A 23,272-nucleotide genomic window follows, 5' to 3' on the forward strand; every position below is an offset into this window, starting at 1 on the left:
CGGTAGAAAAGCATGAATCTTCACGAATATCAGGGGAAGCAGCTGTTCGCTGAATACGGCCTTCCAGTATCCAAGGGTTTTGCTGTCGACACTCCGGAAGAAGCGGCTGAAGCCTGTGACAAGATTGGCGGCGACATGTGGGTCGTCAAGGCTCAGGTTCACGCTGGTGGCCGCGGTAAAGCCGGCGGTGTAAAGCTGGTCAAGAGCAAGGAAGATGCAAAAGCCTTCGCCGAGAAGTGGCTGGGTCAGCGTCTGGTTACTTATCAGACAGATGCCAATGGTCAGCCGGTCAGCAAGATTCTGGTTGAGTCCTGCACCGACATCGCCAAGGAACTTTACCTGGGCGCGGTAGTTGATCGTTCCACTCGCCGTATCGTCTTCATGGCCTCCACCGAAGGTGGTGTCGAGATCGAGAAGGTTGCGGAAGAAACCCCCGAGAAGATCCTCAAGGCAACCATCGACCCGCTGGTTGGCCCGCAGCCCTATCAGGGCCGTGAGCTGGCATTCAAGCTGGGCCTCGAAGGCGACCAGATCAAGCAGTTCACCAACATTTTCGTAGGCCTGGGCAAGCTGTTTGCCGACTACGACCTGGCTCTGCTGGAAATCAACCCGCTGGTGATCAAGGAAGACGGCAACCTGCATTGCCTGGACGCCAAGATCAACATCGATGGCAACGCCATGTACCGTCAGCCCAAGCTGCGGGCCATGCACGATCCGTCTCAGGACGATCCGCGTGAAGCCCACGCTGCCAAGTTCGAACTGAACTACGTTGCTCTGGAAGGCAATATCGGCTGCATGGTCAACGGTGCCGGTCTGGCCATGGGCACTATGGACATCGTTAACCTGCACGGCGGCAAGCCGGCCAACTTCCTGGACGTAGGCGGCGGCGCGACCAAAGAGCGCGTTACCGAAGCGTTCAAGATCATTCTGTCCGACTCCAACGTACAGGCCGTTCTGGTTAACATCTTCGGCGGTATCGTACGCTGCGACATGATTGCTGAAGGCATCATCGGCGCCGTTAAAGAAGTAGGCGTTAAGGTACCGGTTGTTGTTCGTCTGGAAGGCAACAACGCCGATCTCGGCGCCAAGGTACTGGCCGAGAGTGGCCTGAACATCATCGCTGCAACCAGTCTGACCGACGCTGCCCAGCAAGTCGTCAAGGCCGCGGAGGGTAAATAATGAGCATCCTGATCAACAAAGACACCAAGGTCATCTGCCAGGGCTTCACCGGCTCGCAGGGCACTTTCCACTCCGAGCAGGCGATTGCCTACGGCACCAAGATGGTTGGTGGCGTAACACCGGGCAAGGGCGGTACCACTCACCTGGGTCTGCCGGTGTTTAACACCGTTGCTGAAGCAGTTGAAGTAACTGGCGCCGAAGCCAGCGTGATCTACGTTCCGGCTCCGTTCTGCAAGGACTCCATCCTTGAAGCGGCCAACAGCGGCATAAAGCTGATTGTCTGCATCACCGAAGGCATCCCGACGCTGGACATGCTGGACGCCAAGGTCAAGTGTGACGAGCTGGGCGTACGTCTGATCGGCCCGAACTGCCCGGGTGTTATCACCCCCGGTGAGTGCAAGATCGGTATCATGCCGGGCCACATCCACCTGCCGGGCAAGGTCGGTATCGTATCTCGCTCCGGTACCCTGACCTATGAAGCGGTCAAGCAGACCACTGACGCCGGCTTCGGTCAGTCCACTTGCGTTGGTATCGGTGGTGACCCGATCCCGGGTTCCAACTTCATCGACATCCTGAAGATGTTCCAGGACGATCCGAAGACCGAAGCGATCGTCATGATCGGTGAGATCGGCGGTAGCGCTGAAGAAGAAGCAGCTGCGTTCATCAAGGCCAACGTCACCAAGCCGGTTGTTTCCTACATCGCTGGTGTTACTGCTCCGGCAGGCAAGCGTATGGGTCACGCTGGTGCGATCATCTCCGGTGGTAAGGGCACTGCAGACGAGAAGTTTGCTGCTCTGGAAGACGCAGGCGTTAAAACTGTTCGCTCGCTGGCCGAAATCGGCGCTGCGCTGGCAGAACTGACTGGCTGGACCATGAAGTAAGCGTCATTGGTCACAGGTAGTGACAAGACCCCGCTTCGGCGGGGTTTTGTTTTATCTGCCATGCTTTTTATGCACGTTTGCAGGAACGGACGCGTTGCGCGCAGGAAGAGTTCACATGAAAGCTTTTGACCGGATCAGTGTGTTGCATCTGATGGTGGGCGGCTTGCAGGCCATGTTGGCCTATGGTTTGTATCAGTCGGCAGAGTTGCACGTCTGGCCTGCCACCCATGCTGCGGCCTATATTCCGCTGTTCATGGTCATGATCTTTCTGCCGCTGAGTTTCTACTGCGCCAGCGAGGCAACGGCGGTGCGGCGTTGGTTGCTGAGTATTGGCGTTGCGCTGGTAACAGCGCTGATTGGCCTGCATCAAGGGCTGACAGCCAGCAGCCTGGGGAGACGAAGTGATGCCGCGGGCTGGACGCCGGCGCAGGTGGGTGATTATCTCGCGCCAGCTCTGATTCTGGGGATCGTTGCCTTTCTGCTGGTGCCTGCGCTGGCCCTTTTGCAGCGGGGCAGGTGGCGTATTGATTATGCGCGCTGGGTAGATGCGTTGCTGCGCAACGCGCTGTTGCTGGCCCAATCCGCGCTGGTGCTGGCTTTGTTCTGGGGCGTTCTGGCCTCGGCGGCCGGGCTGTTCAAATTGATTGAGCTGCGCTTTCTGTCTGACCTGATAGAACAGGCCTGGTTCTCCATTCCTTTGAGTACCCTGGTGTTTTCCCACGCCGTGTCGGTTGTTGTGCGCACGCACCGGGTGACTGACTTTGTATATCAGCGTTCGCAGCAGCTATGTGGCTGGTTGTATCCCTTGGCCGCGTTGCTGGGGATTTGCTTTGTTGCGAGCTGGGGTGTGCAGGGCATTGATCGCCTGCTGTCGACGGGGCGAGCGGCAACGCTGTTGCTGTGGTTTGCGGCGCTAAGTTTGTTGCTCCTCAACCTTGCCTCCCGTGGGGGCGCGCAAATGACCTCACGGCATCGGGCAATGCGCCTTCTCACCGCGGTTGGCAAGCTGGCCTTGCTCCCGATGGTGATCGTTGCGGGCTACTCTCTAAGCCTGCGTATCGACCAGTATGGTCTGACGCCGGAGCGTATCTGGGCCGTGCTGGTGGTGCTTATTATCGGTCTGCTGGTCGGCGGATATGCATTGGACGCCCTGGCGACGTTGCTTGGCCGTTTGCCTGGCAGGCTTATGCCGGCGACCAACGTGCTGGCATCGGCAGCAACGGTGCTCGCGGTGGTTCTGCTGTTGGGTGGGCCGCTTGATCCACGGCGCCTGAGTGTTGATAGCCAGATGGAGCGCATGCACCGTGGGCAGGTTGATGATCAGGCGTTGATCAACTTTCTCACCAGGCAGGGGGCAGGGTACGGCGTTGCTGCTCTGATGGAGCTGGCCAGAGAGCCGGTTGATGGTGGTGGATCCTCTGCCAGGCTTGCAGCGATGGCGCTGCAGGCGTTGGGCCGAACGCGTGACACTCGCACCCATCTGGAAGAGAAGCTGGCGTCCTTGCCGGTTTTTCCCCGGGGCGAGGTAGTGCCACAATCGCTGCTCGACAAGTTGTTGGAGCAACCTGCTATGGCTGGCTGTCGCGCTCAGGTGGCCGATGGTAACGGTTGCCTGATATGGGCGGTGAGGTTGCAGGAAGAGGGTGAGCAGGGGTTCGTTGTGCTCAGCCGTGACGTGCAGGATGTGCCGCCATTCGGAAGAATCTGGCTGACTAACGAGCAGGGCGAGTGGCAGATGCGAGGCCGCCTCGGAGCAGCCCAATCGCTCGATGGATGCAGTTCAGCGGACTACCGCCCGGCGGCTTTGTTCGATGCGGTTGTACAGAACAAGGTAGAATTTGCCGCCAAAAAACTACGGGACGTGATTTTTGATCAGTTCCGGATTCCCACGACTATCTGGTCTGCCGGCGGTTGCCGGTAGCGTCCTTTGCCTTTATCCATGTTCGAGGGTGCAGGGAGCAGTCACTCGTACAGCGAACACCCAAACAAGATTCTATGACCAAACAACTTACTCCCATTGATGTACTGGCTCTCGGCTTTATGACGTTTGCCCTGTTTCTTGGTGCAGGCAACGTGATTTTTCCACCGAGTGCAGGCCTGGCTGCCGGTGAGAATATCTGGCCGACGGCTTTTGGCTTTCTGATTACGGCCGTCGGTTTGCCGCTGCTGACCCTGATTGCGCTTGCGCGCGTCGGCGGTGGTCTTGTACCGCTGACGGGGCCGCTTGGACGGGTTGCCGGTGTGCTGCTCAGCGTTCTGGTGTACCTCGCTATCGGGCCGCTGTTTGCCACGCCGCGCACGGCGGTGGTCTCCTATCAGATTGGTGTGGTGCCCTTTGTTCAGGATAGCTGGCTAGCTTTGCTGGGTTATTCGGTTGTCTATTTTTCAGTGGTTATCTTTCTCGCCCTGAAGCCGGGGCAGCTGGTCGACCGAGTCGGTAAATACATTACCCCCATACTGCTGTCGGGACTGTTCCTGCTTGGCATCGCGGCGTTGTTGTTCCCTGCGGGCGAGATGCACGCGCCGACCGAGCAGTACCGTTCTGCGCCCCTGATTCAGGGGTTTCTGCAGGGCTACTTGACCATGGATACACTCGGCGCGCTGGTGTACGGCATCGTTATTACTACCGCTATTCGTGACCGTCAGGTAAGCGAGAATCGTCTGATTACTCGTTACACCGTGTTGGCCGCAGTGATCGCTGCTGCGGGCCTGTCGACGGTGTATCTGGCACTGTTCTACCTTGGCGCCACCAGCGGTGCGCTGGTCGAGTCGGGGGTAAATGGCGGGCAGATTCTGGCCTCTTACGTGCAGCACCGATTTGGTACTGCTGGCAGCGCGCTGCTAGCTCTGGTGATTATCCTGGCGTGCATGACCACAGCGGTCGGCTTGCTAACTGCCTGTGGTGAGTACTTCAGCCGCCTGCTGCCGGTCAGCTACCAGTTGATAGTGTGGGTGTTTGGCTTGTTCAGCATGGCCGTGGCTAACCAGGGGCTGGATAGTTTGATCAGCTTTTCAATCCCGGTGCTGGTCGGTCTTTACCCGCTGGCGATCGTGCTGGTAAGCATGAGCCTGTTGTGTGCCTCCATGGCTCGCCCGCAGAATCTGATGCGCCCGGCGATGCTGGTTACCTTGGTGTTTGGTGTGATTGATGGTTTGAAGGCCGCGGGACTGATCAGCAGTGCCGGGGCATGGATTGACGCATTACCGTTGTCAGATAAAAGTCTTGGATGGCTGCTGCCGGTCGCTGTGACCCTGCTGGCAGCTATACTCGTCGAGTATCTGCGTCACGGTAGTCTGCGACGGTAACGGGCCAGGCGCCATGGGGTGCCCGGCTACAGATGTACTGGTGGTATCTGAGGAGAGGTAATGCTGTCGATTCCGGATGCGGGAAGTGTTTGGATCAACCTGCTGGCGGTCAGCTGGTTTTTGCTTTGCTGGGTGGGCTACACCTTATATGCATTGCGCAAGGGCAGAGATACTGCTTGCCTTGCCAGTGTTTTGCATCTGTATCGTCGAGACTGGATGAACCGTTTGCTGATGCGCGAGCAGCGTATGGCCGATGCCAGCGTTATCGGCAATTTGGAGCGCAACACGTCGTTTTTCGCATCCAGTACGCTGCTGATTCTTGCCGGCCTGATCACCGTTATCGGGGCATCAGACAAGGCAGTTGTGCTGCTGCACGAACTGCCCTTTGTTGCCCAAGTGGGGCGCGAGATATTCGAGCTCAAGTTACTGGTGCTGACCGCGATCTTTGTCTATGCGTTTTTCACCTTCTCCTGGGGCATGCGCCAGTACAATTTTGCCTCGGTACTGCTGGGATCTGCGCCGCTGCTAGGTGAGAAGAATGTGACCGAGACAGAGCGCAACGCTTATGCCGAGCGTATGGCTCGGGTGTTGTCCATGGCCGGCAATGAGTTCAACCTGGGCCTTCGCTCATACTATTTTGCTTTGGGTACGCTCACTTGGTTCATCAATCCGCTGTTGTTCATTCTGACCGTCGCCGGTGTGGTGGTGGTACTGTATCGCCGTGAGTTTCATTCGGATGTGCTGCACATCATGATGTTCAGCCCGGCGCCGATACCCCCGTCTGCACAAATGGAGAAAACGGAATGAGTGTGCCTCTTTGGTGTTTGTTTATTGCAGCGTTGCTGCTGGTGTTTACCAAGGTTCCTGTCGCCATCGCCCAGGGCCGCTCAGGCAAGGGATATGACAACGCCCACCCGCGGGCGCAACAGGCGGCACTGACCGGGTGGGGCGCACGGGCTTTGGCATCTCATCAGAATATGATCGAGGGGTTTCCGTTGTTCGCAGCAGGGGTGCTAGTGGTTCTGGTAACAGGCACTGGCGGCAGCCTGGCCAACGTGCTGTGCCTGCTGTTTATTGCCTGCCGGATAGCTTATAGCGTGCTGTATTTGATGAATCTGGCAACGCTGCGCAGTCTGGCGTGGATTGTTGGTTTTGTCTGCTGCCTGGGATTGCTGCTGATCCCCGCGCTGGGGTGAAGAGAGGGAGTGAAGGCAGGCATGCCGGGCGGCATGCCTGCTCCATAGAGTTTATTCCTCTACGGCTTTCTCCATCTCGTTTTTGGATTCGGTAGCCGCTTCCTGCACAGCGTCTGCCTTCTCCTCTACATAGTCGGAGGATGTTTCGTACGCCTGCTCGACATTTTCCTTGGTGGCGTCGTACGCCTGCTCTACGTTTTCCTTGGTCGCATCGTAGGCTTCCTCAACCTGCTCGCCAGCCGCTTCGACCTTCTCCTGCACTACTTCACCAGCAGTCTGCTCGTTGCCGGTCATCTCACGTGCCTTTTGCTCGGTCGCGTCGGCGACGTCATGAGCGGCATCGTTCATGCTCTCCACTGCTTCCGACATTGACTCGCGGGCGTCGTCCATCTTGTCTTCTGCACTTTCCTGGCAGCCGGCCATAAGACCTACGCCCGCCATCAGTACCATTGTGGCAGCTACTTTCTTCATTTGCTCTCTCCTTGATAGTCAGGGCGATACCTTTGCCCCTTCTTATTGTGCTTCTTGGGCTTTCTGTTCGATGGCCTCGCCAGTGCTTTCGACAGCGTCACCCATGCTGTTTACGGCATCCGACATTTCCTGCTTGGCGTCTTCCATCTTGTCTTCGGGCTCTTGCTGACACCCGGTTAGCCAAAGACTCGCAGTTAATGCCAGTGCTGCGGCAACATATCCTTTACGATTCATCTGAATACTCCTGCAGATCAGTGGATTCAAGGAGTTAGTGCTCACCGCCGGCGGCAAAGTTCAATCTGAGGCCAACTTATGGAGTCTAGTTCAGGTTCTGGGTACTATGCTCAGCCTTATTGACTAGCTACGCCAAGGTCACAGCGTTCATGAGCGAAATTGAACTGCGCGCGCGCAATTTTCTATCCGTGTTGCGTCACTGTCAGCATTTGCAGATAACGGTGGAGAGCGCCGACCAGAGCGGGCTTGTTCTGCGCCTTCCCTACAGCGAACAGATCGTTGGAAATCCGGTTACCGGCGTCATCCACGGCGGGGCCATTACCACGCTGATGGACACCTGCTGCGGTATCTCGACCGTCTGCTACCTGCCGGAGTTCGAAATCTGCCCGACGCTGGACCTGCGCATCGACTACATGCACCCGGCCGAGCCGGGTAAACCGATCTTCGGTTTCGCTGAATGTTATCGGGTAACGCCGACGGTCATCTTTACCCGTGGCGTGGCCTACCAGGATGATCGCGAGCAGCCGATTGCCCATGTGGTCGGCACCTTCATGCGCATGGGCAAGGCCGTTCATCAGGCGGACCTGGGCAAACAGATTGATCAGGGGGAAGCATGAGTCTGAGTGAGCCGCAGGTTCAGGAGCTTATTACCCGGTCCCACGAGACGGGCAACTACAGCGCGCTGGTTGAGCTGATTCCCTATGCCCGGATGATTGGCATGCAAGTGACGCGGCTGGGCAGCGAGGCTTTTTTTACGCTGCCGCGTCAGGAGCTCAACATTGGCAACCCGGTATTGCCTGCACTGCACGGTGGCGTAATCGCCGGATTCATGGAGCAGTCAGCGATGCTTCACCTGATGATGTTCATGAACAGTGAGGTGTTTCCCAAAATCATCGACTTCTCGGTGGATTACCTGCGCGCTGGGCTGTACCGTGATACCTACGCTACCTGCCAGGTTTGGCGTCAGGGTCGGCGGGTAGGTAACGTCGCTATCACTGCTTGGCAAACGCACTCCAGCGAACCGATCGCGACGGCGCGTGCGCACTTCAAACTGGACTAGATCGCTAATCGGAGAAGATCAGGCGACATGGAAGCCTTGTTGATTCTGGGGGGAATGGTTGCGCTAGCCGTATCCTGGGCGTGGTTGGTATTTGCCAGCCTGAGTCTGGGCCCGGGGCCTTTGATGGTCGCAACCTTGCTGCCAGTGATTACACCGCTGCTGCGTGGTCGCGGTTATCCCGTGTTGCCGCGGGTGTTGCTGGTTATCGCATTGGTCTCGGTCGTGGCCGGGGTGGGCTTGCTGTATCGTGATCAACCCGAACGCTTTGACCGCCTGTTGAGTGGTAACTGGGCGGAAACCCCGGCGTCGGCGGCGCTTAGCGGGACGCTCATGGGCCAACCCTTTGTGCCTGACAACGTCTACTGGCGTGGTGATCAACTGATTTTCGCCGAGACCGCGGCTAACCGGACTCTGCGTTCGCTGGTGGTCCGTTTTGACAAGGCACCTGCGCTGTTGCACGGCACGGCGATTGACCTGTTGCCCGGTGACGATGGTCCCTGGCCCGAGTTGGTTATTCAATGGTACACCGGTGCCCTGACAGCCCCCGGTCTGCGCCGTATCCCATCCGCTTACAGCCTGAGTATTGCTCTGGCTCCGGTAGGCGCTAGCAAAACCGAGATGACCGTTCATCTGCACTTGCCCGCAGACCATGCAACGCGCCTTGGTGGGCGGGTTCTACTGGATGGTCAGCCTGACTGGCTGGGCAAGTCACTCAGTGCGCCTGCGCCAGCGCCTGTCGAACCACCTCCGGTCGTGGTTGAACCTGCCGGATGGCGGGAACTGAACCTGCAAACGCTGCTGGATAGCCCGGCACGCTTCATTGGCCGGTCCGCCCGGGTGCTCACTGTCACGGGGCGCAGCTACGAAGGTGTGTTGAAGGAGGTCACCGGTGATCGACGTATCGTTTTGTCGCTGCCACAGGGTGCCAATCAGGTGGACTTCCAGTTTCATCCTGAAGATGTTGTCCTGATCGAGACTCGCGCACGTCGCTGATGTGTACTGCCCTTTTTTTGCAGGGCCTTGAAAGTACTCAAATTGTCCCCATCTCTAGATGCATCGCCGGCCTGACCGGCTCGCCCTGAACTGCATCAATGGAGACACTTCGTTATGACCGTGGACGCTCATAAGGAAACACTCGGATTTCAGACTGAGGTCAAGCAACTGCTTCACCTCATGATTCATTCGATGTACTCGAACAAGGAAATCTTCCTGCGTGAGCTGATTTCCAACGCATCGGACGCGTCTGACAAGCTGCGCTTCGAAGCGATAGCCACTCCGGCGCTGCTGGAGAATCAGCCTGATTTGCGTATTCGTATCAGCGCGGATCCGGCAGCCAACACCCTGACAATTGAAGACAACGGCATTGGCATGTCCCGTCAGGAAGTCATTGACCATCTGGGCACCATTGCCAAATCCGGCACCGCCGCATTCATGCAGCAGTTGACTGGTGATCAGAAAAAAGACTCCCAGCTGATTGGTCAGTTTGGGGTCGGTTTTTACAGCGCATTCATTGTTGCCGACAAGGTAGAAGTCTTTACCCGTCGCGCGGGTCTGCCGGCGGAAGAGGGGGTGCACTGGGAGTCAGCCGGTGAGGGCGAGTTCAGTATCGCCACAATTGAGAAGCCCGAGCGCGGAACCCGCATTGTGCTGCACCTGAAAGCCGCTGAGAGTGAGTTTGCTGATGGCTTCCGTCTGCGCAATGTCGTAACCAAATACTCGGACCATATCTCCCTGCCGATTGAATTGCCCAAGCAGCACCACGGTGAGGAGAAGGATGCACCGACTGAGCCGGAATGGGAGAGTGTCAATCGCGCCAGCGCGCTCTGGACTCGCGGCCGTACCGAGGTCTCGGATGACGAGTACAAGGAGTTCTACAAGCACGTAGCCCACGACTTTGAGGACCCGCTGAGTTGGAGTCACAACAAGGTTGAAGGCAAGCTTGAATACACCAGTCTGCTGTATGTGCCGGGCCGCGCACCGTTTGACCTGTATCAGCGCGAGGCGCCGCGTGGCCTGAAGCTGTATGTGCAGCGGGTGTTCATTATGGATGACGCCGAACAGTTTCTGCCGCTGTACCTGCGATTCATCAAGGGTGTGGTCGACTCCAACGACCTGTCGCTGAACGTATCGCGTGAGATTCTGCAGAAAGATCCGGCCATCGATAGCATGAAGTCGGCGCTGACCAAGCGGGTGCTCGACATGCTGGAGAAGATGGCCAAGAAGGAACCGGAGCAGTACGCCACCTTCTGGAAAGCCTTTGGCAGCGTGATGAAAGAGGGTCCGGCAGAGGACTTTGGCAACCGTGAGAAAATTGCTGGCCTGCTGCGTTTTGCATCAACCGCGCAGACTGACGACAGTGAAGTGGTCAGTCTGGACGCCTACCTCGAGCGAATGGTTGAGGGGCAGGACAAGATTTACTACCTGACTGGCGAGCGTTACGCGCAGGTTAAGAACAGCCCGCACCTGGAGATCTTCCGCAAGAAGGGTATCGAAGTACTGCTGCTGACGGATCGTATTGACGAGTGGCTGATGAGCCACCTGAGCGAGTACAAGGGTAAGCAGTTTGTCGATGTGGCTCGCGGTGACCTCGACCTCGGCAAGCTGGAGGGTGAAGAGGACAAGCAGGAGCAGGAAAAGGCCGCTCAAGAGAAGGCCGATCTGGTCAAGCGCATCCAGGAGGTGTTGAAGGACGACCTGCAGGAGGTGCGAGTCTCCCATCGTCTGACCGACTCGCCGGCGGTACTGGTAATCAACGAGGATGATATGGGGCTGCAAATGCGCCGCATCCTGGAGGCTACCGGGCAGAAGGCGCCAGAAAGCAAGCCGATCCTGGAGATCAATCCAGCGCATCCGCTGCTCGATCGTTTGGACGGAGAGCAGGATGAGGAACGTTTTGGTGACCTGAGTCGTATCCTGTTTGATCAGGCGGCGCTGGCGGCAGGTGAGTCGCTGAATGACCCGGCGGCTTACGTGCGACGTCTCAACGCGTTGTTGGTTGAACTCAGTCGGTAATCAGAAGGCGTGGGTGCTGCGGCGCCCACGCAGTGGCAATAAAAAAGCCTCTACCCGTAAGGGCAGAGGCTTTTTGCTATCGGTACCGCAGGATCAGGCCTGGTTGTAACCGAAGATCGACTTGACCTCGAGGAAGTCTTCGAAGCCGTAGTGACCCCATTCGCGGCCGACACCGGATTCCTTGTAACCGCCAAAGGGCGCACGCGGATCCAGTTGAGCGCCGTTCAGGTGCACCATGCCCGTGCGAATACGGCGGGCAACCTTGCGAGCACGGTCGAGATCACTAGAGGAAACATAGCCGGACAGGCCGTAACGGGTGTCGTTGGCGATGCGTACCGCGTCGTCCTCGTCTTCATAACCAATGATCGACAGCACCGGGCCGAAGATTTCCTCGCGGGCGATGGTCATCTCGTTGGTGACGTGACTGAAGATAGTCGGCTTGACGTAGTAGCCTTTGTCCAGACCTTCCGGGCGGCCAGGACCACCTGCGACTACCTTGGCACCTTCTTCGATACCAGCGGTGATCAGGTCCTGAATCTTGGTCCATTGGGCCTTGGAGACGACCGGGCCGATAACGGTGTCGGCTGCATTTGGATCGCCTGCCTTGACTTTGGCAACAGCGGCCTGGGCAATCGCCGCGACTTCGTCCATACGGCTGTTGGGAACCAGCATGCGGGTCGGTGCGTTGCAGGACTGGCCACTGTTGTTCATGCAGGACATGACGCCGTGGGCAACCATCTTCTCGAAGTTGACGTCGTCGAGCAGGATGTTGGCTGACTTGCCGCCCAGTTCCAGTGCAACACGTTTGATGGTTTGCGCGCCGTTGGTCATCACCTGACGACCAGCAGCGGTAGAGCCGGTGAACGACATCATATCGATGTCCGGGTGACCGGACATGGCAGCACCCACAGTCGGGCCATCGCCATTGACCAGGTTGAACACGCCGGCTGGTACGCCTGCTTCTTCCAGAATCTCGGCGAGAATCAGTGCCGACAGCGGTGCGACTTCAGAGGGTTTGAGCACCATGGTGCAGCCAGTTGCCAGCGCCGGTGCGATCTTGCACGTGAGCTGGTTCATGGGCCAGTTCCACGGGGTGATCAGGCCGCATACGCCAATCGGCTCCTTGGTTACCAGAGTGGTACCGATGGTTTCTTCAAACTCGAACTCCTTCAGTGCGCCAAGAGCGGTAACGAAGTGTCCCAGTCCGGACGGCGCCTGGGCAGCTTTCGCCAGTTTTGCCGGAGCACCCATTTCCTGGGAGATGGCAACGGCAACGTCGCCCATGCGCTTTTTGAACACCTCGATGATGCGCTCCAGCAGAGCAATGCGTTCTTCGCGGGTCGTGTTGGAGTAGCTGTCGAAGGCGGCTTTGGCGGCGGCTACCGCGAGATCAACGTCTTCCTTGTTGCCAAGCGCGATGGTGGCAACGGCTTCTTCGGTGGCCGGGTTGATGACATCCAGGGTTTGGGTGCCCTTGGGCGATACCCATTGACCGTTGATGTAGAACTGCTGGTGATGGCTCATTCTGCATGGCTCCTTGTTATAGGTGTGTCGAGGGAGGCTGATCGAGCCCAGCGTTTCTCCGGCAGTGTGCCGAAGCTGTGACGCCGGCTGAGCGCTGTTCGCAGCGCGCAGAACTGGGTCGAGCCTCCCTGAGGCGATCAACGATAGCATTGTCGCTGGTGGCGCTTCAGCTGATTTCTTGTGAAGCAGTGTAATTGACGTTCTGGTGTCGCCTTTCGATACCGTGCGCATCGCTCTATAATACGGCGGCCGGCAAGGGGTAATACTTGACTGAAATGCTTGGATATTGCATAGTGCAGCGGTGAATTTATCCGCTCGAGAGCGTCTATGCGATTGACCACCAAGGGTCGTTACGCCGTTACAGCTATGCTGGATCTGGCGTTGCACGAGGACCAGGGCCCCATCACGCTGGCTGACATTTCCATGCGTCAGGGCGTATCCATTTCCTATCTTGAACAGCTGTTTGCCAAGCTGCGTCGCGGCAAGCTGGTCGAGAGTGTTCGCGGCCCCGGCGGCGGCTACAAGCTGGCAGGCGGGGCGGCGGCAATCAGTGTTGCGCAGATCGTCGAGGCAGTGAACGACTCGATGGATGCGACGCGCTGTTTGGGTAAGGGCGACTGCCAGGACGGCGCTGTCTGCCTGACCCACCATCTTTGGTCTGACCTGAGCGCCAGGCTGCGCCAGTTTCTCGATGAGATCAGTCTGGCCGATCTGGTTTCGCGCGAAGATATTCAGCGCGTCAGCTCGCGGCAGGATCATTGCGCTACCAACGTGCGTAGCAGCATCAGCGCGCTCGAGCGAATTATTTAAAGAGTCGTAGAACTCTCCACGCATGCAGCGCCACCGGGTGGACGCGTGCCTGAATCAAGAAGTGGCAGTCGCGCTATCAGCGTCGGCTGTAATATTGAGGTGATACCGTGACTGAAGAAGTCGAAAGCCTGATCAGGAAGGACTACGCGGCGGGGTTCCACTCGGCCATCGAGTCTGAAACCCTGCCTCCGGGGCTCAATGAAGACGTGATCCGTTTCATTTCGGCCAAGAAGGGCGAGCCTGAATGGTTGCTCGAGTGGCGACTCAAGGCATTCCAGTCCTGGCTGGAAATGGATGAGCCGACCTGGGCTCACGTGCATTACCCGGAGATCGACTTCCAGGCGGTGTCCTATTATTCGGCCCCGAAAAGCATGGACAGCAAGCCCAAGAGCCTCGACGAGGTTGATCCTGAGCTGCTGGCGACCTATGAAAAGCTGGGCATTCCGCTGCATGAGCAGGAAATGCTTGCGGGTGTTGCCGTTGATGCAGTCTTTGACTCGGTCTCCGTGGTTACCACTTTCCGCGAGAAGCTTTACGAGGCAGGCGTCATTTTCTGCCCGATCAGTGAGGCCGTGCACAAGTACCCAGACTTGATCAAACAGTACCTTGGCAGCGTTGTACCGCAGAAAGACAACTTCTATGCAGCACTGAACTCCGCAGTGTTCTCCGATGGCTCCTTCGTCTACATCCCCAAGGGTGTTCGCTGTCCGATGGAGCTGTCGACCTACTTCCGCATCAACGAGATGAACACCGGGCAGTTCGAGCGCACCTTGATCGTCGCTGACGAAGGCTCCTATGTAAGCTACCTGGAAGGCTGTACTGCGCCGATGCGTGACGAGAACCAGCTGCACGCCGCGGTTGTTGAGCTGGTCGCGCTGGATAACGCGCAGATCAAGTACTCTACCGTGCAGAACTGGTATCCGGGCAACGCGGAGGGTAAGGGCGGTATCTACAACTTCGTGACCAAGCGTGGCATTGCCCACACCAACGCGAAGATCTCCTGGACCCAGGTCGAAACCGGTTCTGCCGTCACCTGGAAGTATCCGAGCTGCATCCTCAAGGGCGACAACAGCGTAGGCGAGTTCTACTCGGTTGCGCTGACCAATAATTTCCAGCAGGCCGATACCGGGACCAAGATGATTCACCTTGGCAAGAACACCCGTTCGACCATCGTCGCCAAAGGCATTTCTGCCGGGCGCAGTGATAGCGCCTATCGTGGCCTGGTGCGTATCAACCCAGGTGCCGAAGGGGCGCGTAACTACACCCAGTGTGACTCGCTGTTGATCGGCGATCGCTGCGGTGCGCACACCTTCCCGTACATCGAAAGCAAGAACCCGAGCGCCGTCGTGGAGCACGAGGCAACAACCTCCAAGGTCAGTGATGACCAGTTGTTCCTGTGCCAGCAGCGTGGCCTTGACGCTGAGAAGGCGGTCTCGATGATCGTCAACGGCTTCTGCCGCGAGGTGTTCAAAGAGTTGCCAATGGAGTTTGCGGTGGAAGCCGGCAAGCTGCTTGAGGTCAGTCTCGAAGGTTCTGTGGGCTGATTGCCTGTTGGTGCAGCTCAAAACGGTTAAAGTAATTTATCAGGCATAAATGATGCTAAATATCAAAGACTTGTACGCGAAAGTTGAAGAGAAAGATATCCTCAAAGGCCTGTCCATCGAGGTCAAGCCAGGCGAAGTTCACGCCATCATGGGCCCCAATGGCTCAGGCAAAAGCACCATGGGTAACGTGCTTTCTGGTCGGCCCGGTTACGAAGCCACTGCCGGCAGCGTCACCTTCAAGGGGCACGACCTGCTGGAGATGGAAACCGAGGAGCGTGCACGTGAAGGTTTGTTCCTGGCGTTTCAGTACCCGGTTGAGATTCCCGGCGTCAGCAACATGGAATTCCTCAAGGCGGCGGTTGATGCCAAGCGCAAGCACCGGGGGCTGGATGAGATTTCCTCGGTCGACTTTCTCAAGCTGGCACGCGAGACCTGCAAGCGCGTCAACCTGGACGCCAGCTTCCTGAAGCGCGGCGTCAACGAAGGGTTCTCCGGCGGCGAGAAGAAGCGCAATGAGATCATGCAGATGATGCTGCTGGAACCGGATCTGTGCATTCTCGACGAGACTGACTCCGGTTTGGATATCGATGCCCTGCAAGTGGTTGCCGACGGCGTTAACGCGATGCGTGACGGCAAGCGCAGCTTCCTAGTGGTAACCCACTATCAGCGTCTGCTGGACTACATCGTGCCGGATTACGTGCACGTCCTGGCTGGTGGCCGCATCGTCAAATCCGGCGACAAGAGTCTGGCTCTGGAGCTGGAAGCCAAGGGTTACGGCTGGCTTGAAAGCGAGGTGGTCTGATCCGATGAGTGATTTTCAACAGACGGCCTTGCAGCTCGCTGCACAGCAACAGTCTCCCGAGTGGTTGGCTGACCTGCGCAAGCAGGGCGCCAGCACCTGGGCCGAGGCCAGCTGGCCGGGCCGCAAGACCGAAAACTGGAAGTACCTGTCGCTGGCTCCGCTGCAGCAATACTCGCAGCTCGATTGGGGTTCTGCCTCGGACGCGCAGGCGCTGGCTGATGTCGAACAGCTTGAGCTGGACGCGACCCGTCTGGTGTTTATCAACGGCCGATTCAGTGCCGAGCATTCAAGCAGCTTGCCGACGGGGATTGTCCGTTTTGGTGAGGCTGACAGCGCCCAGCAGGTGTTGATTCGGCAGCACTTGGGGCAGGTAGTCGACAGTGATCGGCACCTGTTCGCAGCGCTCAGCAATGCCTGGGCTGCTGACGGTGTGCTGGTGCATGTCGGGCGTAATCAGCGCCTGGAAAAACCGCTCTACGTTGTCAATATCAGTACGCCACAGCGTACCCCGGTCGCTGCCAGTCAGCGCCTGCTGCTGGTGCTGGAAGACAACGCCGAGGCTGAACTGATCGAGCATTACGCATCAGATGTGCATGCGCAAAACGGCTTTGTAAACAGCCTGACTGAAGTGGTTGTGGGCAACAATGCGCAAGTTCAGCACTATCGTATCAATCTGGAGCAGGAAGACCTGCTGCATGTTGGTGGTGTGCATGTGAACCTGCAGCGTGATGCCCGTTTCCACGGCTTTACGCTGGCTCAGGGCAGTCGCCTAAAGCGCATCGACTATCAGGTCAACATGCTGGGCGAAGGTGCGCACCTGGATCTGAACGGCATCTACCTGCCGCGTAACCGCCAAGTCATCGACTATCACACCAATGTTGAGCATTGCGTGCCACATTGCACCAGCAACGAGGTGTTTCGCGGCATCATCGGTGACTCGGCGAAGGCCGTATTCAATGGCCGCATTCACATTCATCCGCAGGCGCAGAAGACGCTCGCTGAACTCAGCAACAAAAACTTGCTGACTTCGCGCTCCGCCGAGATCAATACCAAGCCCGAATTGGAAATCTACGCAGACGACGTGCGCTGTGCCCACGGTGCAACCATCAGCCAGCTGGATGAGACGTCGCTGTATTACCTGCAGAGTCGCGGTGTATCCAAGGCCGATGCGATCACTATGCTGAGCTTTGGCTTTATCAACGAACTGCTGAGTCAGGTACCGGAACAGGCTGTGCAGGATTACCTGCGTCCTCGCCTGGTCTCGCTGTTCGGTCAACCCAGCGAGATGGTAGGGCAGCTTGGCTATGAATGATCTCACGAAGCGGCTGCCGTTTGACGCCGAGCGTGTGCGTGCCGATTTCCCGATTCTGAATCAGGAGGTCAACGGCCACCCGCTGGTGTATCTCGATAACGCCGCGACCACCCAGAAACCGCGCGCGGTCATTCAGGCGCTGGTTGACTATTACGAGCAGGACAACAGCAACGTCCACCGTGGTGCGCATGCGCTAGCGGACCGGGCGACGCAGAAGTTTGAGGCTGCGCGAGTCAAGGTCGCCGAGTTTATCAACGCGCCTGAAGCGCGCCAGGTGATCTGGACTCGCGGCACCACCGAGAGTATCAATCTCGTGGCCGCCAGTTGGGGGCGAGCCAACCTCCAGGCGGGAGATCGGGTGCTGGTCTCGGCAATGGAACACCATTCCAACATCGTACCGTGGCAACTGGTGGCGGCGGAGAAGGGGGCCAGCGTTGAACCTATTCCAGTGGACGCCAACGGCACGTTGGACCTGGCGGCGCTGGAAACAATGCTCGATGAGCGTGTCAAGATGGTTGCCTGTGGCCACGTTTCCAATGCCTTGGGCACCGTCAATCCGGTTACCGATGTGGTGCGTCTGGCCCACGCGGTGGGCGCGCTGGTTTTGATTGATGGTGCGCAGGCCGTCAGTCACTGGCCAGTGGATGTTCAGGCGCTGGATTGTGACTTCTACGCTTTCTCTGCACATAAGCTGTTTGGTCCGACCGGCCTCGGCGTGCTGTATGGCAAGCGTGATCTACTGGAGGCCATGCCGCCCTATCAGGGTGGTGGCGAGATGATCGAGACCGTGAGTTTCGCCGGCACATCCTTCAACCAGCTGCCCTACAAGTTTGAGGCGGGTACTCCGGATATTGCCGGGGTGATCGCCTTTGGTGCCGCCATCGACTACCTGAACCAGCTGGATCGCGCCGGGGCTGCAGCCCATGAACAGGCTCTGCTGGACTATGCCGAAGAGCGCGCACGGGCAACCCCCGGTGTTCGCCTGGTTGGCACGTCTGCACACAAGACCAGCGTGATGAGCTTCCTGCTGGAAGGCGCGCACCCTAATGATGTCGGTATGCTGCTGGATCAGCAGGGCGTGGCGGTTCGCACCGGTAGCCATTGCGCGCAGCCAATCATGGAGCAGCTTGGTATTCCGGGCACGGTGCGGGCCAGTTTGGCTTTCTATAACACCCGTGCAGATATTGACAGGCTGTTTGAAGCGCTGGAAAAAGTACGGCAGTTTCTGATTTAAGGAGTACTGCAGATGAGCGTTGAATCCTTTGATCCCAAACAGCAGGCGGTTACGGTTACTCCGGCTGCATTGGCACATTTCCGTCGTCAGCTGAGTGGTCAGCAGGGCAAGGCTGTCCGTCTTAGCGTGAAAAAGAGCGGTTGTACCGGCTTCATGTACGCCATTGATCTGGTGGAGCAGGCGAGCGATAGCGACCTGCACTACCAGCTTGACGATCAGGTCGAGTTGCTGGTGGACGGCAACAGCCTGCAGGTACTCTCCGGTACCGAGATTGACCTGGTCCGCGAGGGCATCAACCAGCAGATCAAGTTCATCAATCCTAACGTCAAGGACGAATGCGGCTGCGGCGAGAGCTTCAGCGTCAACTGATCATCTGTCCTGTTCACGGCTCGCCTGCGGGGGCGGGCCGTTATCTTTTCGAGGAAACCCGATGGAACGTCGCATGGTGGTAGCCCGGGCCGATTGTCCGGCACGCCGAGTTCCCGATGGAACACCCCTGACCATCCCCAAAGATACCTTCGTGACTATCACCCAGGCGCTTGGCGGCAACTACACTGTGACCTACAACGGTCAGATGGTGCGTGTTGATGGCACCGATGCCGAGGCGCTTGGGCTGGAGCCCGAGCTGCTGTCCTTCCCGGAGCCAGTCGATGAACAGATTCGGGAGGAGCAGGTCTGGGACGCCCTCAAGACTGTCTACGATCCGGAAATTCCGGTCGACCTGGTCAATCTGGGGCTGATTTATGATGTCGCCGTCGACCAGTCTGCCCACAAGGTGACCATCCAGATGACGCTTACCGCGCCCGGCTGCGGGATGGGACCGGTACTGGTTGGCGACGTCGAGTATCGCGTCAAGCTGGTGCCTAACGTCAACGAGGTCAAGGTTGACCTTGTGTTCGATCCACCCTGGCAGCGGCATATGATGAGCGAAGAAGCGCAGCTCGAAACCGGCATGTTTTTCTGAGGACGGCAGCACATGAGTCGATTTGGTACGGAAATCACCAGTGAGGATATCGTTGATACCCTGTCGTTTTTCGACAGCTGGGAAGACCGCTACAAGTACATCATTGATCTGGGCAGGGAATTACCCGAGCTGGATCCGAGCCAGCGTACTGAAGAAAACCTGGTGCGTGGATGCCAAAGCCAGGTCTGGCTGGTCAGTCGCCGCGACGGTGACAGGCTGTATTTTGACGCTGACAGTGATGCCTTTATCGTCAAGGGGCTGCTTGCCGTTGTCCTTGCAGCGTACAACGGTAAGCGTGTCGAGGAGATTCGTGCCTTCGACGTTGAAGCCTACTTCACTCAACTGAACCTGCTCAAGCACCTCAGCGTGACCCGTGGCAATGGCCTGCGGGCGATGGTTCAGCGTATCCAGGCTGCAGCTGCAGCCTGAGCGTTATGCCTGTCGCTTACGTGACGGTTGTGCTTGACTGAGACAACAGCTATGGTCGCGTCGCGACCTGTCCCGCAGGCTTGATGTCGTGCGGCAGACTATAAAAATAACAACATAAGAGTTTTCTGAATGCGCACCTTCTGGTCCAGACTGAGGGATGACTTTCAGTTGTCCATCATTACCCTGGTCGGTGTCCTCGCCGTTCTGGGCGTGACTCCCTATGCCGTCTACCGGTTGGGTGAACGCAATTGGCTGGTGGGGCTTACCGATACCTTTCTCGTCAGCAGCACGCTGATGGCGGTGGTCTACGCCTGGCGTACCGGCGATACCATTCGGCCCGGACAATTTCTTGCTGCCATTTACTCACTGGGCGCATTTCTGGTCAGCATCAAGCTGGGTACCAACGGCGTGTTCTGGATGTACGTCCTGATTCTGTTCAACTTCTTCGTGGTTCCGCCGCTGCAGAGCGTCATCGTTACTCAGGTAACGTTGGCAGCGGTGTGCCTGTTTGGCTGGCTGCATCCGGGGCAGGTGTTTGCGAGCGGCTATCAGATGGGCTCGTTTATCGTGACTTATGAGCTGGCCAGCTTGTTTGCCTTTGTGTTCGCCTTTCGTGGCAGGGCGCAGCGCAAACAGCTTTCCCAGTTGGCGACGGAAGATCCGCTTACCGGCATAGGGAACCGCCGGACCATGGATCGCGAGCTGGATATTGCACTGGCCGACAGCAAGCGCTATGACCTGAGTTTTGGCTTACTGGTGATGGATCTGGACCACTTCAAGCAGATCAACGACCAGTTTGGCCATGCGGCCGGGGACGATGTGCTGGTTCGCTTTGTGCGCCTGGTCAGCGATGCCTGTAGGGCCTCAGACCGCTTGTTTCGTCTCGGGGGTGAAGAGTTCGTCCTGCTGGTTCCGAAGGTTGATGATGAGGGGCTATCCGGGGTCGCGAAGAAGATCCAGCAGTGCGTGCGTGAAGGATTGAAACGCCCCGATGGTAAGCCTGTCACGGTGTCTATCGGTGGTTGTTTGCTGGGTGCCCACGCGGAGCGCGAGCACTGGCTAAAGGAGGCGGATGAATGTCTCTATGCGGCAAAGGATGCCGGCCGTGACTGCGTGGCTATTGCTGGTCGCTGATGTTCATCAGCTTGCAGCTGATCGGCAGCCTCTCTACTATCGGCTGATATACGTGGTATGGAGGGTAACCCCATGAAAGCAACCTTTACTGATCGCGAGTTCTGGAGAAAGCTGAGTTCTCATGCGCGGCTGGCAGGACGTGAAGTCGTCGAGAAGGCGCTGTGCCTCTATTATGCTGCGCGTCGCCCGGAGACACCTGCGTGGGCTAAAGCGGTCATCGTCAGTGTCCTGGCGTACTTCATTGCTCCGTTGGATGCGATCCCGGACTTCACGCCGCTGCTCGGTTTCACCGATGATCTGGGCGTGTTTGCCAGTGCGCTGGCGATGGTTGCGATGTACATCGACAGCGATGTGCAGGCCGATGCCCGACGCCGTGCAGACAGCTGGTTCGGCCCGTTCATCGAAGAGGTTGATGAGGCGCGTTGAGCGTCAATGCTCGCTGTAAACGCGCTGGCTGCCATCAGCGCCAACCGCGATGACGTGGTAGGCGTCGTGTCGGTCTCCCATCTCCATTCCTGGTGAGCCGACAGGCATGCCCGGCACTGCAAGTCCACGCAGGTCGCTGGTGTCGTCCAGGGCCAGAATGTCGCTGGCTGGCACGTGGCCCTCGATAAAAATCCCTTTGTAAACGGCGGTATGGCAGGAGCGCAGGGCTGGTGAAACGCCCAGTTCCTGCTTGAGTGCGACTACCTGCGAAGTTACGTGGTCGGTGACTTCGAAGCCGTTTTCTTCCAGGTGCTCAATCCAGGCATGGCAGCAGCCGCATGATGGGTCACGGTACACCTCTATTTCGGCCGCCTGGGCGACGCTGGAAAGCAGCATCAGACCGCCAGCAAACAGTTTTTTCATTTCAGGTTCTCCTGCTCGTTCTGACTTGCGACGCTGCGCCAGGCTAGCTGCTCTGGTACCATTGCGGCGCTTGAAGGGGAGGCTCGAGACTATCCGTTTGGCGCTTGGGTGTCACCCTGAGGTTCTGTTCAAACCTGCATGCGGTCGTTGCACCATGTTTCCTGGCGTGTCCAGTCTGTTCAATTACCTGTATTACCACCGCTATTACCGCCGTTGCGGCTCGCTGGCGTTGCTGTGTCTGCTGCTAGCACAGCCGGCGGTGGCGATGCAGGTCGTCTTCATCAGCCCGGGCAAGTCCAACGAACCCTTCTGGGTCGATGCTGCGGAAGGGTTGCAGCACGCGGCAGGCAGTCTCGGCATTGAACTTGAAATCCTCTATGCCGAGCGCAATCACTTGGCCCAGCTCAGTCTCGCCCGTGAAGTGGTCGGGCGGCCGGCGGAGCGGCGGCCGGATTATCTGTTGGTTGCTGCAGACAAGCAGACATTACCGGGCCAGCTTGAGATTGCCGAGCGCGCTGGTGTTCGTGTTTTTTCTGCCTACAACGGGGTGCAGGACGCTGAGCGAGGCATGCTTGGTTATCCGCGAGAGCACTTGCACTACTGGTTGGGAAGTCTGGTGCCAAACGCACAAGAGGCGGGGTATCTGACTGCACAGGCTCTGATCAGGCAGGGGCTAGCCCAATTTCAGTCGCCAGACGAAGTGATGCTGGAAATGCTGGCTATATCCGGTGATCGTGCAACCGACAGCTCCCGGCGACGTACCTACGGCATGGAGCTGGCGGTTGCCGAGTATCCGCAGGTGGCACTGCGTCAGACGGTCTATGCTGACTGGCAGCGAGATATCGCTCGCTATCAGACGCCGATTCTACTCAAACGCTACCCTCGTACCCGGCTGCTCTGGACGGGTAGCGACCTGATGGCCTTCGGCGCGCTGGAGGCCATTCGTGGTGCGGGGCTCAGGCCCGCCCGTGACCTTCTGGTATCAACCGTCAACATGACCGAGCGCGCCACCAGATCGTTGCTCGACGGTGAGTTGCAGTCTATGGCTGGAGGGCACCACCTGGCCGCAGCCTGGGCGCTGGTGGTCTTGTACGACTATGACCATGGGGTTGATTTTGCTGAATCAGAAGGGCTTGAGATGGAGCGCAGTATGTTTGCGCTCTTTGACCCGCAGATGGCCGAGGTATACCTGAACTATCTTGCCGCTGGGCGGCCACAGGTCAACTACTGCCGTTTCAGTAAGGTCTGCAATCCTGCGCGTAAAGAGTATGACTTCTCCATTCGTGGCTGGCTGCAGGCCGCAGAAGCGGCCGCCAGTCCATGATGCTGTG

25 protein-coding genes are annotated in these 23,272 nt (G+C 58.0%); 21 read left to right on the top strand and 4 right to left on the bottom strand.

The window, feature by feature from the left end; genetic code table 11:
* The first annotated feature begins 12 nt into the window (after positions 1 to 12).
* The 6 genes from sucC to ACKPCU_RS11535 all read left to right on the top strand — a co-directional run bounded on the left by sucC (position 13) and on the right by ACKPCU_RS11535 (position 6,562).
* Complete coding sequence (gene sucC / locus ACKPCU_RS11510; protein WP_088274119.1) at positions 13 to 1,179, top strand: ADP-forming succinate--CoA ligase subunit beta; 1,167 nt, start codon at positions 13 to 15, stop codon at positions 1,177 to 1,179.
* The gene (gene sucD / locus ACKPCU_RS11515) at positions 1,179 to 2,060 is read left to right on the top strand and encodes a succinate--CoA ligase subunit alpha (protein ID WP_321346812.1); all 882 of its coding nucleotides are present in this window, start codon (positions 1,179 to 1,181) and stop codon (positions 2,058 to 2,060) included. Before sucC ends, sucD begins: the two co-directional genes overlap by 1 nt.
* 115 nt (positions 2,061 to 2,175) lie before the next feature.
* Complete coding sequence (locus tag ACKPCU_RS11520) at positions 2,176 to 3,981, top strand: DUF4153 domain-containing protein (protein WP_104738503.1); 1,806 nt, start codon at positions 2,176 to 2,178, stop codon at positions 3,979 to 3,981.
* Positions 3,982 to 4,055: 74 nt separating this feature from the next.
* Complete coding sequence (gene brnQ, locus ACKPCU_RS11525) at positions 4,056 to 5,366, top strand: branched-chain amino acid transport system II carrier protein (protein WP_321346815.1); 1,311 nt, start codon at positions 4,056 to 4,058, stop codon at positions 5,364 to 5,366.
* A 60-nt stretch (positions 5,367 to 5,426) separates the two neighbouring features.
* Complete coding sequence (locus ACKPCU_RS11530) at positions 5,427 to 6,173, top strand: DUF599 domain-containing protein (RefSeq protein WP_104738505.1); 747 nt, start codon at positions 5,427 to 5,429, stop codon at positions 6,171 to 6,173.
* A complete protein-coding gene (locus tag ACKPCU_RS11535; RefSeq protein ID WP_321346817.1) occupies positions 6,170 to 6,562 on the top strand; it encodes an MAPEG family protein in 393 nt (130 codons plus the stop codon). Before ACKPCU_RS11530 ends, ACKPCU_RS11535 begins: the two co-directional genes overlap by 4 nt.
* Positions 6,563 to 6,613: 51 nt before the next feature.
* Here the strand turns inward: ACKPCU_RS11535 and ACKPCU_RS11540 are convergent, their stop codons facing one another.
* A complete protein-coding gene (locus ACKPCU_RS11540) occupies positions 6,614 to 7,033 on the bottom strand; it encodes a hypothetical protein (RefSeq protein ID WP_321346819.1) in 420 nt (139 codons plus the stop codon).
* A gap of 42 nt (positions 7,034 to 7,075) precedes the next feature.
* A complete protein-coding gene (locus tag ACKPCU_RS11545) occupies positions 7,076 to 7,267 on the bottom strand; it encodes a hypothetical protein (protein ID WP_104738508.1) in 192 nt (63 codons plus the stop codon).
* A gap of 149 nt (positions 7,268 to 7,416) precedes the next feature.
* On the opposite strand from ACKPCU_RS11545, the gene ACKPCU_RS11550 reads away from it, so the two are divergent.
* From ACKPCU_RS11550 to htpG, 4 genes are all read left to right on the top strand, one after another.
* Positions 7,417 to 7,884: a PaaI family thioesterase gene (locus ACKPCU_RS11550; RefSeq protein WP_321346822.1), complete on the top strand. Its 468-nt coding sequence runs from the start codon at positions 7,417 to 7,419 to the stop codon at positions 7,882 to 7,884.
* On the top strand, positions 7,881 to 8,327 hold the full coding sequence (locus ACKPCU_RS11555; RefSeq protein ID WP_321346824.1) for a PaaI family thioesterase: 447 nt from the start codon (positions 7,881 to 7,883) through the stop codon (positions 8,325 to 8,327). Before ACKPCU_RS11550 ends, ACKPCU_RS11555 begins: the two co-directional genes overlap by 4 nt.
* Positions 8,328 to 8,354: 27 nt before the next feature.
* Positions 8,355 to 9,320, top strand: coding sequence for a hypothetical protein (locus tag ACKPCU_RS11560; RefSeq protein ID WP_321346826.1), 966 nt, complete (start codon positions 8,355 to 8,357; stop codon positions 9,318 to 9,320).
* Positions 9,321 to 9,434: 114 nt separating this feature from the next.
* Entirely contained in the window at positions 9,435 to 11,339 is a 1,905-nt protein-coding gene (gene htpG / locus ACKPCU_RS11565; RefSeq protein ID WP_104738512.1) for a molecular chaperone HtpG, read from the top strand.
* Positions 11,340 to 11,432: 93 nt separating this feature from the next.
* Here the strand turns inward: htpG and ACKPCU_RS11570 are convergent, their stop codons facing one another.
* Positions 11,433 to 12,863 (bottom strand): aldehyde dehydrogenase family protein, encoded by a 1,431-nt coding sequence (locus ACKPCU_RS11570; RefSeq protein WP_104738513.1) that lies wholly within the window; start codon positions 12,861 to 12,863, stop codon positions 11,433 to 11,435.
* Between the two features lie 327 nt (positions 12,864 to 13,190).
* Between ACKPCU_RS11570 and iscR the strand changes: the two genes are divergently transcribed.
* From iscR to ACKPCU_RS11620, 10 genes are all read left to right on the top strand, one after another.
* Positions 13,191 to 13,673, top strand: a complete 483-nt coding sequence (iscR, locus tag ACKPCU_RS11575) for a Fe-S cluster assembly transcriptional regulator IscR (RefSeq protein WP_104738514.1) — start codon at positions 13,191 to 13,193, stop codon at positions 13,671 to 13,673.
* A 107-nt stretch (positions 13,674 to 13,780) separates the two neighbouring features.
* Entirely contained in the window at positions 13,781 to 15,217 is a 1,437-nt protein-coding gene (gene sufB / locus ACKPCU_RS11580; RefSeq protein WP_104738515.1) for a Fe-S cluster assembly protein SufB, read from the top strand.
* 52 nt (positions 15,218 to 15,269) lie between these two features.
* On the top strand, positions 15,270 to 16,019 hold the full coding sequence (sufC, locus tag ACKPCU_RS11585; RefSeq protein WP_104738516.1) for a Fe-S cluster assembly ATPase SufC: 750 nt from the start codon (positions 15,270 to 15,272) through the stop codon (positions 16,017 to 16,019).
* Between the two features lie 4 nt (positions 16,020 to 16,023).
* Positions 16,024 to 17,331: a Fe-S cluster assembly protein SufD gene (gene sufD, locus ACKPCU_RS11590; RefSeq protein WP_321346832.1), complete on the top strand. Its 1,308-nt coding sequence runs from the start codon at positions 16,024 to 16,026 to the stop codon at positions 17,329 to 17,331.
* The gene (locus tag ACKPCU_RS11595) at positions 17,324 to 18,565 is read left to right on the top strand and encodes an aminotransferase class V-fold PLP-dependent enzyme (protein WP_321346834.1); all 1,242 of its coding nucleotides are present in this window, start codon (positions 17,324 to 17,326) and stop codon (positions 18,563 to 18,565) included. The genes sufD and ACKPCU_RS11595 overlap by 8 nt, the downstream gene beginning before the upstream one ends.
* 12 nt (positions 18,566 to 18,577) lie before the next feature.
* A complete protein-coding gene (locus ACKPCU_RS11600; protein ID WP_104738519.1) occupies positions 18,578 to 18,934 on the top strand; it encodes a HesB/IscA family protein in 357 nt (118 codons plus the stop codon).
* Positions 18,935 to 18,995: 61 nt separating this feature from the next.
* A complete protein-coding gene (gene sufT / locus ACKPCU_RS11605; protein ID WP_321346836.1) occupies positions 18,996 to 19,529 on the top strand; it encodes a putative Fe-S cluster assembly protein SufT in 534 nt (177 codons plus the stop codon).
* A gap of 12 nt (positions 19,530 to 19,541) precedes the next feature.
* Positions 19,542 to 19,958, top strand: coding sequence for a SufE family protein (locus ACKPCU_RS11610; RefSeq protein WP_104738520.1), 417 nt, complete (start codon positions 19,542 to 19,544; stop codon positions 19,956 to 19,958).
* A 129-nt stretch (positions 19,959 to 20,087) separates the two neighbouring features.
* On the top strand, positions 20,088 to 21,092 hold the full coding sequence (locus ACKPCU_RS11615; protein WP_321346840.1) for a GGDEF domain-containing protein: 1,005 nt from the start codon (positions 20,088 to 20,090) through the stop codon (positions 21,090 to 21,092).
* A gap of 72 nt (positions 21,093 to 21,164) precedes the next feature.
* Entirely contained in the window at positions 21,165 to 21,518 is a 354-nt protein-coding gene (locus ACKPCU_RS11620) for a YkvA family protein (RefSeq protein WP_104738522.1), read from the top strand.
* Positions 21,519 to 21,521: 3 nt separating this feature from the next.
* On the opposite strand, the gene ACKPCU_RS11625 is transcribed toward ACKPCU_RS11620, so the two are convergent.
* A complete protein-coding gene (locus ACKPCU_RS11625) occupies positions 21,522 to 21,941 on the bottom strand; it encodes a DUF411 domain-containing protein (RefSeq protein WP_321346843.1) in 420 nt (139 codons plus the stop codon).
* A gap of 166 nt (positions 21,942 to 22,107) precedes the next feature.
* Between ACKPCU_RS11625 and ACKPCU_RS11630 the strand changes: the two genes are divergently transcribed.
* Positions 22,108 to 23,265: an ABC transporter substrate-binding protein gene (locus tag ACKPCU_RS11630; RefSeq protein ID WP_321346845.1), complete on the top strand. Its 1,158-nt coding sequence runs from the start codon at positions 22,108 to 22,110 to the stop codon at positions 23,263 to 23,265.
* Positions 23,266 to 23,272 lie beyond the last annotated feature (7 nt).

This window comes from Halopseudomonas oceani, assembly GCF_963677335.1.
Taxonomy (GTDB): Bacteria; Pseudomonadota; Gammaproteobacteria; order Pseudomonadales; family Pseudomonadaceae; genus Halopseudomonas; species Halopseudomonas oceani.

Excerpts from the sequence above, each read along its gene's own strand:
- sufC (WP_104738516.1), top strand. The coding sequence starts at position 15,270 with ATGCTAAATATCAAAGACTTGTACGCGAAAGTTGAAGAGAAAGATATC.
- ACKPCU_RS11600 (WP_104738519.1), top strand. The coding sequence starts at position 18,578 with ATGAGCGTTGAATCCTTTGATCCCAAACAGCAGGCGGTTACGGTTACT.
- ACKPCU_RS11550 (WP_321346822.1), top strand. The coding sequence starts at position 7,417 with ATGAGCGAAATTGAACTGCGCGCGCGCAATTTTCTATCCGTGTTGCGT.
- ACKPCU_RS11555 (WP_321346824.1), top strand. The coding sequence starts at position 7,881 with ATGAGTCTGAGTGAGCCGCAGGTTCAGGAGCTTATTACCCGGTCCCAC.
- ACKPCU_RS11570 (WP_104738513.1), bottom strand. The coding sequence starts at position 12,863 with ATGAGCCATCACCAGCAGTTCTACATCAACGGTCAATGGGTATCGCCC.
- ACKPCU_RS11520 (WP_104738503.1), top strand. The coding sequence starts at position 2,176 with ATGAAAGCTTTTGACCGGATCAGTGTGTTGCATCTGATGGTGGGCGGC.
- sufD (WP_321346832.1), top strand. The coding sequence starts at position 16,024 with ATGAGTGATTTTCAACAGACGGCCTTGCAGCTCGCTGCACAGCAACAG.
- sucC (WP_088274119.1), top strand. The coding sequence starts at position 13 with ATGAATCTTCACGAATATCAGGGGAAGCAGCTGTTCGCTGAATACGGC.
- ACKPCU_RS11595 (WP_321346834.1), top strand. The coding sequence starts at position 17,324 with ATGAATGATCTCACGAAGCGGCTGCCGTTTGACGCCGAGCGTGTGCGT.
- ACKPCU_RS11620 (WP_104738522.1), top strand. The coding sequence starts at position 21,165 with ATGAAAGCAACCTTTACTGATCGCGAGTTCTGGAGAAAGCTGAGTTCT.
- ACKPCU_RS11625 (WP_321346843.1), bottom strand. The coding sequence starts at position 21,941 with ATGAAAAAACTGTTTGCTGGCGGTCTGATGCTGCTTTCCAGCGTCGCC.
- brnQ (WP_321346815.1), top strand. The coding sequence starts at position 4,056 with ATGACCAAACAACTTACTCCCATTGATGTACTGGCTCTCGGCTTTATG.
- iscR (WP_104738514.1), top strand. The coding sequence starts at position 13,191 with ATGCGATTGACCACCAAGGGTCGTTACGCCGTTACAGCTATGCTGGAT.
- ACKPCU_RS11535 (WP_321346817.1), top strand. The coding sequence starts at position 6,170 with ATGAGTGTGCCTCTTTGGTGTTTGTTTATTGCAGCGTTGCTGCTGGTG.
- ACKPCU_RS11540 (WP_321346819.1), bottom strand. The coding sequence starts at position 7,033 with ATGAAGAAAGTAGCTGCCACAATGGTACTGATGGCGGGCGTAGGTCTT.
- ACKPCU_RS11610 (WP_104738520.1), top strand. The coding sequence starts at position 19,542 with ATGAGTCGATTTGGTACGGAAATCACCAGTGAGGATATCGTTGATACC.
- ACKPCU_RS11615 (WP_321346840.1), top strand. The coding sequence starts at position 20,088 with ATGCGCACCTTCTGGTCCAGACTGAGGGATGACTTTCAGTTGTCCATC.
- ACKPCU_RS11530 (WP_104738505.1), top strand. The coding sequence starts at position 5,427 with ATGCTGTCGATTCCGGATGCGGGAAGTGTTTGGATCAACCTGCTGGCG.
- ACKPCU_RS11545 (WP_104738508.1), bottom strand. The coding sequence starts at position 7,267 with ATGAATCGTAAAGGATATGTTGCCGCAGCACTGGCATTAACTGCGAGT.
- sufT (WP_321346836.1), top strand. The coding sequence starts at position 18,996 with ATGGAACGTCGCATGGTGGTAGCCCGGGCCGATTGTCCGGCACGCCGA.
- htpG (WP_104738512.1), top strand. The coding sequence starts at position 9,435 with ATGACCGTGGACGCTCATAAGGAAACACTCGGATTTCAGACTGAGGTC.
- sucD (WP_321346812.1), top strand. The coding sequence starts at position 1,179 with ATGAGCATCCTGATCAACAAAGACACCAAGGTCATCTGCCAGGGCTTC.
- ACKPCU_RS11560 (WP_321346826.1), top strand. The coding sequence starts at position 8,355 with ATGGAAGCCTTGTTGATTCTGGGGGGAATGGTTGCGCTAGCCGTATCC.